The organism is Halostagnicola sp. A-GB9-2, assembly GCF_030068615.1.
In the GTDB taxonomy this organism is placed as follows: Archaea; Halobacteriota; Halobacteria; order Halobacteriales; family Natrialbaceae; genus Halostagnicola.
The window spans coordinates 152,043-164,206 of the sequence record NZ_JASJOC010000005.1; the positions used below are offsets into that span (position 1 = coordinate 152,043).

Here is a 12,164-nt window from a genome sequence, read left to right on the forward strand (position 1 = left end):
TGAATACTCAGTGAATGTGTATAAATAAACACTCCAATTATTTCCTTACTGATATTTAATAATGCAACGGGCACTCTGTAGGAATATTCACTCCGAGATCGGAAAGATATTGCCTGCATCAAGGTTTTACCCGGAGCTGTTGAGTCTGATAATATGCCCGTCCGCCCACCGACGAAAGACGACCTCAGAGAACTCGGATCGGATCTTTTTCTCGACCTGACGGCCGAGGAACTCGAGGCCCTGCAGGAACTGATCGTCGACAAACTCGATTCCTACGAGTCGATCCGATCGTCCCGACCCAAATCGAGTTTTGGCGGAACCGAACCGCGACTTCGTAGTTCGGGGGTTAGAGCGACCGACAACCCCCACCACGCCTGGGTCACCCGTTGCATCGTCGAGGGCGACGAAGACGGTGATCTCGAGGGGTGGGACATCGGCATCAAGGACAACATCTGCGTTGCCGGCGTCGAGATGACCTGCGGATCGAACGTCGTCGAGGGCTACGTTCCCAACGTAGACGCGACCGTCGTCACCCGCTTGCTCGAGGCCGGCGCTGACGTGGTCGGTAAGACCAACATGGACGACATGGCGATAACGCGAACCGGGCACAGCGCATTCGGGACCATCACCAACCCTCGCGACGACGACTATCTGGCCGGCGGCTCGAGCGGGGGAAGCGCGGTCGCAGTCGTCGAGGACGAGGTCGACGTGGCTATCGGATCCGACCAGGGCGGCAGCGTTCGCATCCCGGCCGCCCTCTGTGGAATCGTCGGGCACAAACCCACCTACGGGCTTGTGCCGTACACGGGCTGTGTCGGGTTGGAGCACACGATCGATCATCCGGGGCCGATGGCCAGCGATGTCGAAACGGCCGCACGAACCCTTTCAGCGATCGCCGGAAGCAACGAGCGCCACCTCCGACGACCGAGCACGGTCCCCGTCGAAGAGTACGAGGAGGCCCTCGACGGTGACGTATCGCAACTGTCTATCGGCGTGCTCGAGGAAGGGTTCGGGAAATCTGACGGTGATCCGGCGGTCGACGAACAGGTGCTCGAGGCCATCGACCGTCTGGAGGACGAGGTTGCGTCCGTCGAGGAGGTGTCGGTTCCGCTGCATCTAGAAGGGACAGACATCCACTCGGTCTGTACGAACGAGGGGTTGGTCGGTGCGCTGAGCGGTCAGGGGGTTGGTCACGGGTGGAAAGCGTGGTACAATACGCCGTGGGTCGAATCATTCGGGAAGTTCCGACGAGCCCAGAGCGACGACTTCTCGGCGATGTTCAAACTGTCGTTGCTCATAGGTGCGTATACGGGCCGGCGGTATCACTCACGGTTCTATGCGGCCGGGATGAACTTGCTCGTCGAACTGGCCCAACGATACGACGAAGCACTCGAGACGTACGACGTTCTCGTCATGCCCACGACGAGCGTCACCGCTCCCGAACACGACCCCGACATGGACGATTTCGACCGATTACGGGAGGTATCGGTCCCTTCGAACACGGCCCCGTTTAACAGAACCGGCCATCCAGCGCTGTCCGTTCCGGCGGGAACGGTCGACGGCCTTCCCGTCGGCCTCATGATCGTCGGCTCTCGGTTCGACGACGCAACGGTCCTCAACGCGGGATATGCGCTTGAGCAGGTGCGATTAGATGGCGGGTAGTGATAGCGGGCAGAACGGATGATACGGAGCGTTTCGATCAGTACGTCCTCTCGCAAACACGTCCCAGCCGTCAGTGAGAAACACGTTGGCGGAGCGAACCGGTCGCCCGACTCAATTTCAGTGGCCGGTCACGTAACGCCCCACGGGTCGTCCTGACGCGTTTTTCACCGATTCCCTCGATGCAGGCGTACATTCGCTTGGCCGTCGGCTCGTGGCGACCCGGTACCGAACCGACGGGAAGGAGTCGTGTTGGGGGCTCTTCTACGTGTTTCCAACCGAGCCGCACCGCGAAGTCGACCAGCCGCCGCCGATCGGAACGGGGAATCGCGGGCGTCGACCGTGACGGAAACGCGGGTTGCCATCGGCGGCGAATAGGTTCCCGTCCGGAGTAGGCGTATCGGTCATTGGGTCGCGGTAGTGGGGAATTCGTATCCGGCTTCGCTCACAACCCATACCGAGCAAGCTTAACGACTTTTGCCGGCGCGCCCGTACTCCGAGATCCAATGCTCGTCCTCGGCGATGCTCACGCTTCCACAACGAACCGCCGTGAGGAACTGTTGGCTCCGTATCGGATCGAAGACCCAGACGCAGCACTTCACGTCGGCGATCTGGAGCACTGCGACCTCCCCGCGGCGACCTGGTTCGTCGCCGGCAACAACGAGGACCTCGACGTGATCGACGCTCTGCGGACGGGCGAGCGATCCAATGGCGTTCAAAGCGCACACGTCGAATCCGTCCGAAACGCGAACTTGCTCGCGAGCACAATCACAGAACTCGACGGTCGGCGGATCGGCGGCCTCTCCGGAAACTACGCATCGACGCAGTACGAGAACCCCTGAAGCGATCTCGAGGGTGATCGGCGGCGACACTTCACGAGCGAGGATGTCGAACGCGCCACGAGCCGCGAGGACGTCGAAATCTTCCTGACTCACGAGGCCCCGACGGGGCGTTCTGGTACGGGTACGATCCCGGTTGCGAGCACGTGACCGATCTCCTGGAACGTCTCGAACCGGACCTCTGTCTCGTCGGACACCACCACCGCCACCGCGAGGCCGAAATCGCGGGCGTACAAACCGTGAGCCTCGCACCCGTTTGGGAGCGGTACTACACGCTGGACCCCGACGAGTTGACGCTTGCGGATCACGAAACGCCCGCGGAGGCGGAACCACCGCCGTGATTTCTGAATAGCCGGAGCCAAAGCGGAAGACATCCGTATCCTCGATCATCGATCGGACACTCGCAGGGAGATCAACAGGAATTTTCGCCGAAACGTCTCTGCATAGTTTCGTCGATGCGTGTCACCGGTTCCTGTTCGGACCTCCCTTAAAAAGGCCTATAGGTATCCCTTGGAATACTCGCCGTTATTAGCCGACACACAGGTCGCATCTGGACTGCCGTTCGATCGCAGCGTTCGCTTCTCGTCGTGATAACGGCCACCCTCGCAGGTGTGGCGTACCCTGGGTTCGCAACCCCGATTCAACCAGTGATCCCAATTCTCGTCACGGGGTTGGTCTTCACGGCGTTTTATGGGTTCAACCTCGAGGAAATCACCACGCAGAAAATCTCTACACCGGTACTCGTCTCCCTCGTCTGCCTCTATCTGGTCGTACCGGTCGCGCTGTATCCCGTCGCCGCCGCCGTTCTCTCTGGGGAGATTTTACTCGGCGTCCTGATCGTCCTCTCCGCACCGCTGGCCGCCGGGAGTTCGATCATCTGGACGCGTCTGAGCGGCGGGAACACGGTACTGGCGACGGTCATCGTCCTCGTATCGATGCTCCTTTCGCCTCTCGTGACTCCGTCTATTATCTCATTCTTTGCCGATCCGGCGGTTACTATCTCCGTATCCGAGATGGTCGTCGAACTCACCGGTATTATTTTGGGTGCGGGGGTCCTCGCGTATCTCGTCCCAGCGGGGGCTGTGTCCGACGATCAGTTGGATAGCTTCTCCGTCACGACGATCGGTGTTCTGATTTACGCCGGAGTCGGCGGTTCGGCCCTCGCTTTCGGTGTCTCTCAACTCCTGTTCGTCGGCGGTATTGCGGTCGCGGCGCTCTGTCTCAGCGCGGGGGCCGCGTATGGATTGTACGTGCGCGGAATGCGAAGCGCCGATTGCCTCTCCGTTTTCTTCGCGAGTTCGATGAAAAACCTGAGCGTGTCAGTGATGGTCGGCGCAATGTTTGGAGGGGGAGCGATTATCGCCAGCATAACCGCGTTTCACGTCGCACAGCAGGTTGTCTGTAGTTCCCTCGTTCAGCGCCTCAACGCGCCCACCCGTTCGAAGTTGTCTGAGACCGTCACAGCTTGACGACTCGGTGACTAACTGGATTGTCGGGTTTTCACAGATCGTGATTTCCCCTCATAGAATCGGTTGTACCTGTGTACCGGTTTGTCGCCAGAGCGGGGTGGCGAACGGCCGGAAATGACTGACAACCGACCCTATCAGACAACGAATGTCACTGCAGCTGAATCAAGATATTTGTCGGGACGTAATGAGATGGGCACTATGCCGATCCATCCACCAACCGAAAAAGACCTTCGAAAACTGGGCGAATCGATGTTTCTCGACCTCCGACCCGAGGAGCTCAAGGCCTTCCGGGAACTGATCGTCGACCGGCTAGATTCCTACGAGACGATACAGTCGTACGATCCCGAACCGCGACCCAGGGGAACGGAGCCTCGTCTCCGGAATTCGGGCACCAGAGCGACCGACGACCCCCACCACGCCTGGGTCTCTCGCTGTTTCGTCGAGGGGGACGAGGACGGCGACCTCGAGGGCTGGGACGTCGGCATCAAGGACAACATCTGCGTCGCGGGCGTCGAGATGACCTGCGGATCGAACGTCGTCGAGGGCTACGTTCCCAACGTCGACGCCACGGTCGTCACCCGCTTGCTCGAGGCCGGCGCGGACGTGGTCGGTAAGACTAACATGGACGACATGGCGATCACCGAAACGGGCCACAGCGCCTTCGGAACGATCACGAACCCGCACGACGACGACTACCTGGCCGGCGGCTCGAGCGGGGGAAGTGCGGTCGCAGTCGTCGAAGGCGAGGTCGACGCCGCGATCGGCACTGATCAGGGCGGGAGCATTCGGTTACCGGCCGCTTTTTGTGGAATCGTCGGACACAAACCCACCTACGGGCTCGTCCCGTACACGGGCTGTGTCGGGTTGGAACATACCATCGATTACCCGGGGCCGATGGCCGCCGATGTCGAAACGACCGCGCGGATGCTTTCCGCGATCGCCGGCAGTAACGATGCGCACCTCCGGCGGCCGAGTACGGTTCCCGTCGAAGAGTACGAGGAGGCCCTCGAGGGCGACGCGTCTGCGTTGTCCATCGGCGTGCTCGAGGAGGGGTTCGGGAGATCGGGCGGTGACCCGGCAGTCGACGAGCAGGTACGCGATTCTCTGGCATCCCTCGAGGACGAGGGTGCGACCGTCGAAGACGTTTCAGTACCGTTGCATCGAGAGGCCCCGAAGGTCCACGCTGTCTGTATGAACGAAGGGCTCGTCGCCGCGATGAGCGGTCAGGGGGTGGGCCACGGCTGGAAAGCGTGGTACAACACGTCCTGGGTCGAATCGTTCGGCAAGTTCCGACAGGCCCAGAGCGACGATTTTCCGGCAATGTTCAAGTTATCGCTACTCATGGGCGCGTACACGGCCGAACGATATCACTCCCGGTTCTACGCGGCCGGGATGAACCTCATGGTGGACCTGGCCGAGCGCTACGACGAGGCACTCGAGGAGTACGACGTCCTCGCCATGCCGACGGTGAACGTAACCGCACCCGAGTGCGACCCGGATATGGACGAGTTCGAACGTATTCGAGAACTCGAGATTCCCGGGAACAACTCGCCGTTCAATCGGACCGGACATCCGGCTGTGAGCGTTCCCGCGGGGCAGGTCGACGGGCTTCCCGTCGGACTTATGCTGGTCGGCTCGCGGTTCGACGACTCGACCGCCCTCGACGCTGCATACGCGCTCGAAACGGTGCGATAACTGGCGACGAATATCGACCGAGATGGCCGGAACCCGTCTCCTTGCCGTTGCGGTTTCCGGGATCAGTCATATCTCAGTCCGTTGGACTGTCACAGGACTGTCCGATGGTCGCTGTACAACTTTCAGTACTGTCATGTGTTGATTATCCAGACTCGCGAAGTAAGACCACGAACAAAGGCGATACTATTGGATATCGACCGATCAGCGAATATCGTATTATCGAAAACGACGATCGATACGTGCTCGTCGATCAGGACGGACCGATCCGAAACCGGGCGAACTGCTCGGAAACTTCCCGCAGATGTTCAGTCACATCGGCTTGCTCAATAGCGCGATTTACCTCGCGAGTGCGCGTGAAGACGCGGGACCGGTGAAGTACCACGGGTCCGGTGACCCGTGGAACTCTCGTTGCTTTTTCTTTAGAACACGACCCGCAGGAACGGAAAACTGACTTGCAACCGTTGTTCAGAAAATAATCGGGGGACGACGGTCCAGGGTTGTCCAGCGGGAATCCACCTTCATTGAATCGGCCGTGAATCACCGAACGAGACGGGTAACTGTCTTTTTCACTGAACCGCCCACGAGCCCTCTGTTACTAAATGACATATCCAACTGCAATTCGCCGCTAGTATGGGAAAACAGTTCTAATTTGCTCGAAGCTCTCTCCGATCGGTTGAAAATGGAACGCGAGTTTATCATGATTGTAGAAACATAATTACGTTCTGGGATCTCGGGGCTAATTACGAATGCATGATCCCGAAACCGTCTGGGACTTCGCGACTGCAGACCGGATCAAATTCGGCACCGGCGCAAGCGAGGAGCTCGGAGATGAACTCGCCGACCGCGACATCGAGAGTATTCTCGTCGTAACCGACGACCAACTGCGGGAAACGGGAACCGTCGAGACGGCCCTCGAGTCCGTCCCCGAACGGATCGACGTCTCGATCTTCGACGGTGTTGAGCCCGATCCCGGCATCGCCGTCTACGAATCCGCGATCGCGACCGCTGGTGAGCACGCCCCGGACGCGGTCGTCGGAATCGGGGGCGGAAGCTCCCTCGACGTCGCGAAAGTTACCGGTGCCCTCGCCGACTCGGATCGGGAGGTCCTCGAGTACGTCGCGCCGCCAGTCGGCGACGGCGAAGCCGTTCCGGACTCCGACGTGCGGGTCGTCGGAATTCCGACTACCGCCGGAACAGGTTCCGAGAGTTCCCCTGCCGCAGTCGTCTCGCTACCCGACAGGGAGCTCAAAGTCGGGATCTCGAGTCGGCACCTGTTTCCCGACCTCGCGATCGTCGACCCGTTGCTCACGGTGACGCTTCCCCCCGCGATCACGGCGTCGTCGGGAATGGACGCGCTCACGCACGCTATCGAAGCCTATACGACCCGACGCTTCGACACGAAACCGGCTCCCGACCGGGCTGGTGACCGGCCCGATTACGGCGGTCGAACGGAGTTGACCGACATGTACGCAGAGCGCGCGATCGAACTCATCGCCGGTAGCTTACAGCGGGCGGTCAACAACGGCTCCGACGTGGAGGCAAGGCGTGATATGTCGCTCGGAACCCTCCTCGCCGGAATCGCGTTTACCAACGCCGGACTGGGAGCGACCCATGCGATGGCGTACCCCGTCGCCGGCGAGAATCACACGCCACACGGCGTCACCGTCGCGGTTCTGTTGCCCGAAGTGATTCGATACAACTCGTCGACAGCAGTCGATCGCTATGCCCGCATTGGCGAACTTCTCGGTGAGGATCTCACGGGGGTCGACGATCGGTACGTCGGCGAACGAGCGGCGATCGCCGTCGAGTCGCTTGCCACCGATATCGGCATTCCGTCCGGTCTCTCCGAGCTCGGCGTCGACAGCGAGGACGTTCCTCGGTTGGCCGAAAAAACCGAAGAGATCCAGCGCCTGCTCGTCGGAAATCCACGACGGTTCGAGCGGGAGGATCTCGAGGACGTTCTCGAGGCGGCCCGGTGACCCGGTTTGATCTCGAGCACGCGAAACCGAACGAACGAGTGTGAGCACACGGGTGGCGGACGCGACGAAGATTAGGTGGAGCGATCGCACAAAAACGAGGCTAGTCGAAAATACCCGATAACGAGATCGATAAATAGCGGCCAGTATTGTATAGCTTAACCAATTCCATATATGTGTAACGTTACTCCTCGAAAGTGTCTGGAAGTATTGTAATTAGCTTAGCCCCCAAATATACTATGATTCGAGAATTGAAAGAAAATTTTTTGATTATATTGTCTTTTTATCCAAATACCACATTATTCAGTATCCATCCTGCACTCTCAGGATTCGAAGAGAGTCATGTATCGAGACAAAGAGCCACATAGTATTGTTAGTGAAGAAAAATACAGGTGGCGCATTTACTACGCTTTTGCAACCGGCTATTGGTCACCACCGGTGCGATGAAACACCCCTCGAGCAAGCGTTCCGGCTCGATTCGATATCTGATTACACGCATACACATGTAAACAATTGCCGGAATCGTAGAGCATCCCTGGCGTCCCTCGAGGGAGTCCGCGAACCGTTGGCGAGCGCTCGACGAATCGTCGCTAGCGTTTGAAGGTCACGAACGACGAGGTAAATCTGATTCGGTTCGGACCCACCCAGATCACGGCGACAGGTGAAATTGAACGACGTGTCTTGGCGCATTCGACGGGTTTGAGAAGGAACAAAGCCGTTTTATCACTTCACTCGAGTTCGCCGAACGATTCGATGATCGGGTCTCGTTCGCACATCCCAAATCGTCGTATTGGCCGGCCTGAACGTCGCGAGCTCAATACTGCGGTATTCATTCGGAGAAACCGGACATCGCGAGGATTGTTCAGGAAACGTGTATACTAAGCAGGACATATCTGTTTGCGATTTACGAACGCGATGCAGTGGCTTCGTTCCGACGCCGCCGACAGTGCGGTCGGTTCGGTGTGGAGGTATCGTTAGTTCGACATGGCCCTCAACCCGAAAAAGACAGTTGCGATAAGAAGCTATAAGATTCTTCCGCGAATTGGAACGCTTGTGCTTGATCGAGAATCTTACAGCCTCGGATTCGGAACGTACAGTCTCACAGACGAAGACGGAACCGACTCACTCGTCACTGCGATCGAAGCGGGGTACCGTCACCTCGACACCGCTCGATTGTACGGGAACGAACAAGAAGTAGGGGACGCCATCGACCGCGCGAACGTCGACAGAGAGGAGTTGTTCGTTGCGACGAAAATCGCCCACTTCGAAGAGCCGGATCCGGATCCCGAATACGTCCGGTCCGGAGTTGCGGATAGCCTCTCACGACTCGGCATCGAGACGATCGATCTGCTCTATCATCACTGGCCACAACAGCAAGCCGATATCGAAACGGTACTTCCGGTCTTCAACGACCTCGTCGAAGCGGGGGTCGTCGATCGAGTCGGCGTCAGCAACTACACACCATCCGACCTCGAGAAAGCCGACGACCTCCTCGAGGTTCCACTGTACGCACTGCAGGCCGAAATGCATCCGTTGTTGCCACAGGAGACGCTTCGAGACGCCGTCTCTGAACGAGACGCATATTTCGTGGCCTACTCGCCGATCGCACAGGGAGAAGTCTTCGATATCCCCGAGATTTCGGAGATCGCAGACAAACACGAGACCGACGAGGCAGCGGTCACGTTAGCATGGTTGCTCTCCAAAGAGGGAGTTGTCCCGATCCCACGGTCGCAGACGCCGGCACACATTCGGGCCAACAGAGTCGCACTCGAGCTCGATCTAGACGACGAAGATCTCACACAGATCGACGCGCTCGAACGTCGAAAGCGGTGTGAAGATCCGGAATGGATGGAATGGGAATAACGACTACGCGGGAACTGACGGTTCCTTCGACGTCGTCGGTCTTGACCTGCTAACCGGATAAACCACCACGAGAATAGGGAACAACCCCAATCTATTTGTAACACACTCCCAATCCGGACATATGGGAATCGGATACACGACCATACTGTACGATCAGGAAACAGTACGGACCGGGCTCAGCGATATCAGCGCCTGTCAGTACGACGGCGTCGAGATCGGGCTCGAAAAAGTTCGACACGCGGGAGCCACTGTCCTCGAAGAATGGCTCGAGGAATACGAACTCGAACTCTACTGTGTGATGGCAGAATGGCCGGTCGATGAGGCGGCTGTCGAACGCATCTGTGACGGTGCCCAGCTCGTGAGCGATCTCGACGTCCCGTTCTATGGATTTCTCCCGCCCGAGCGACATCGCGAAGACCAGGAAACGCTTTCGAACTGGTTAGACAGGATCGGAAGGGCCGCAGCGGATGCTGGTGTCAGACCACTCATCCACCATCACGGGGCGACCGCAATTGAACAACCCGACGAAATCGAATTCTGGTTGGAGACCAGCCCCGACAATTTCAAACTCTTATTCGATACAGCCCATTACTATCCGTACGCCAGCGTGACGGACGGAATCGAGCGTTTTGCAGACGACATCGAGTACGTCCATTTCAAGGATGTCGATCCGCCAGCAAACTTCGACAACCACGTCGCCGCGCTCTCTTCGGAGTCCCACCATCTCGATAACACGATAAATTACTTCCGCTCGTTTACAGACCTCGGTCGAGGTGTTCTGGACTTCGAGACCATATGCCGAGAATTAGAACAGATCGGCTACGATGATCATATCACGGTCGAAATCGAAAATCAAAGTGAATCACCGCTTATCCACGCGAAAGAAAACTACGACTTCATGGAAGCGCTCACTAACCGGTACTAAAGTTCGCCCGGTGGCCGACACGATTCCCTCGGCTACTACCCAGCAAAGAGACGCAGTTACGAAAGAGCAACAGCGATCGGCCCGCCAGTCCGTGCCGATTCGGACGCCGTCTCCGTACCTGTCGTCGTTCGAAGGGATCGGTGGGACGTACGTCGACTCGAGAGAAACCCCACTGAGTGAGTTTGTTGCCCAACACGAACCAACGGATTTCATCTTCGAAGCGACGGGGTACCCAAAGCACTCGACCGATGCTGTAAAAGCCCTCGGCCCGAACGGTGACGCAGCGCTACAAGGAATCCCCAGCTCGTTGGAGGGAGAAATCGACGGTGGCGAGTTCCACTCGGAGCTCGTAGTCAGCAACAAGACACTCCTCGGTATCGTTAACGCCCGGAAACGCCACTTTCAAAACGCAGTTGAGTGGCTCACTGAAACATCCGAAGATGTGTTTGACAAACTCGTTACGGGCATCTACGAACCCCAAGAGATCGATCAGGCGATCGAAAACGATGCGGCGGCCATCAAGACCGTCGTCTCATTTAATCAATAAAAACACAGTGTCGTTCTCGAAAAGCACACTAAAATAGCGAGCGTCAGTTACGAGTCAGGGACATTCGGTTTCGACTGAACAATCTCCTCAGTTGCGATTCGTTCGCCGGAGCTCTGTTCAAACGCATGCAAGTGCTCTTGTTCAAACTCGAGCCACACGGTATCTCCACGTTCGACCGAGAGCGAGCCGGACGCAGTAACGGTAAACTGCAGGTCTTCGGAACTCAGATCACCGAAGGTGATGTCGATGTGTTGTTCGTTGCCGAGTGGTTCCGTGACTTCGACCGTCCCTGGAATGCAACGTGGGTTTTCCGTCGTACGGACCGCTACGTGTTCGGGACGAATACCGAGTGTGAACGTCCCGTCCGTTCCGTAAGCCGATGCGATGTCGTCGTCGAGTTCGAACTCGAACTCAGCGCCGTCTATCGACGGACGAACAACGGCACCATCTTTCTCGACCTCGAGGAAGTTCATCGCAGGACTTCCAATGAAGCCGGCGACGAATCGGTTCACCGGCTGGTGGTAAATTTCGTCGCCAGTTCCGACCTGCTGGACGTTCCCTTTGTCCATCACGATCAGTTTGTCACCAAGCGACATCGCTTCTTCCTGATCGTGTGTGACATAAAGCGTTGTCACGTCGAGTTCCCGCTGGAGCCGTTTAATTCGCGTTCGCATGCCCATCTTCAGCTTGGCATCGAGGTTTGCGAGTGGCTCATCCATCAGGAAAACCGCCGGTTCACGGACGATCGCTCGTCCGAGGGCAACGCGTTGTCGCTGTCCGCCGCTAAGTTCGCCGACGCTTCTGTCGATGAGTTCCGAGATTTGCAGGATATCGGCAGTCTCCTCAACCCGTCGATCTCGTTCCTCTTTCGAAACGCCGGCGATTTTTAATGGATAGCCAATATTTTCGCCGACCGTCATGTGTGGATACAGTGCGAAATTTTGGAACACCATCGCGATATTCCTGTTTTTCGGATGGACATCGGTGATATCCGTTCCGTCGACGAATATATTTCCATCGGTCGGTTTCGTTAGCCCAGCCAGACACCGCAACGTTGTCGTTTTTCCGCATCCAGAGGGGCCAAGCAAAACCGCAAACTCACCGTCTTCAACCGTTACCTCTGCGTCTTCGACTGCTATTGTATCTCCGTATCGCTTTTCGACCGAGTCGTATTTTACTTTGACCATGCGT

General features: G+C 57.8%; 8 protein-coding genes and 2 pseudogenes. 9 read left to right on the top strand and 1 reads right to left on the bottom strand.

The window, feature by feature from the left end:
- The first annotated feature begins 153 nt into the window (after positions 1-153).
- The 9 genes and pseudogenes from QNM96_RS14135 (at position 154) to QNM96_RS14175 (ending at position 10,973) form a co-directional block, all read left to right on the top strand.
- Complete coding sequence (locus tag QNM96_RS14135; RefSeq protein ID WP_283837127.1) at positions 154-1,662, top strand: amidase; 1,509 nt, start codon at positions 154-156, stop codon at positions 1,660-1,662.
- A gap of 503 nt (positions 1,663-2,165) precedes the next feature.
- Positions 2,166-2,839, top strand: a pseudogene (locus QNM96_RS14140) (metallophosphoesterase).
- Between the two features lie 246 nt (positions 2,840-3,085).
- Entirely contained in the window at positions 3,086-3,967 is an 882-nt protein-coding gene (locus QNM96_RS14145) for a bile acid:sodium symporter (RefSeq protein WP_283837128.1), read from the top strand.
- Between the two features lie 198 nt (positions 3,968-4,165).
- A complete protein-coding gene (locus QNM96_RS14150) occupies positions 4,166-5,662 on the top strand; it encodes an amidase (protein ID WP_283837129.1) in 1,497 nt (498 codons plus the stop codon).
- Positions 5,663-5,912: 250 nt separating this feature from the next.
- Positions 5,913-6,113, top strand: a pseudogene (locus QNM96_RS14155) (hypothetical protein); the annotation flags it as partial.
- Positions 6,114-6,408: 295 nt separating this feature from the next.
- Positions 6,409-7,641, top strand: a complete 1,233-nt coding sequence (locus QNM96_RS14160) for a hydroxyacid-oxoacid transhydrogenase (protein WP_283837131.1) — start codon at positions 6,409-6,411, stop codon at positions 7,639-7,641.
- Positions 7,642-8,691: 1,050 nt separating this feature from the next.
- Entirely contained in the window at positions 8,692-9,501 is an 810-nt protein-coding gene (locus QNM96_RS14165) for an aldo/keto reductase (RefSeq protein WP_283837132.1), read from the top strand.
- Positions 9,502-9,622: 121 nt separating this feature from the next.
- On the top strand, positions 9,623-10,426 hold the full coding sequence (locus QNM96_RS14170; RefSeq protein WP_283837134.1) for a TIM barrel protein: 804 nt from the start codon (positions 9,623-9,625) through the stop codon (positions 10,424-10,426).
- Positions 10,427-10,517: 91 nt separating this feature from the next.
- On the top strand, positions 10,518-10,973 hold the full coding sequence (locus QNM96_RS14175; RefSeq protein ID WP_283837135.1) for a hypothetical protein: 456 nt from the start codon (positions 10,518-10,520) through the stop codon (positions 10,971-10,973).
- A 47-nt stretch (positions 10,974-11,020) separates the two neighbouring features.
- Here QNM96_RS14175 and QNM96_RS14180 read toward each other — a convergent pair whose 3' ends face one another.
- Positions 11,021-12,160, bottom strand: a complete 1,140-nt coding sequence (locus QNM96_RS14180; RefSeq protein WP_283837136.1) for an ABC transporter ATP-binding protein — start codon at positions 12,158-12,160, stop codon at positions 11,021-11,023.
- Positions 12,161-12,164 lie beyond the last annotated feature (4 nt).

Bases quoted from the DNA above. Each gene is read 5' to 3' on its own strand.
- QNM96_RS14135 (WP_283837127.1), top strand. From the start codon at position 154: ATGCCCGTCCGCCCACCGACGAAAGACGACCTCAGAGAACTCGGATCG.
- QNM96_RS14150 (WP_283837129.1), top strand. From the start codon at position 4,166: ATGCCGATCCATCCACCAACCGAAAAAGACCTTCGAAAACTGGGCGAA.
- QNM96_RS14160 (WP_283837131.1), top strand. From the start codon at position 6,409: ATGCATGATCCCGAAACCGTCTGGGACTTCGCGACTGCAGACCGGATC.
- QNM96_RS14170 (WP_283837134.1), top strand. From the start codon at position 9,623: ATGGGAATCGGATACACGACCATACTGTACGATCAGGAAACAGTACGG.
- QNM96_RS14180 (WP_283837136.1), bottom strand. From the start codon at position 12,160: ATGGTCAAAGTAAAATACGACTCGGTCGAAAAGCGATACGGAGATACA.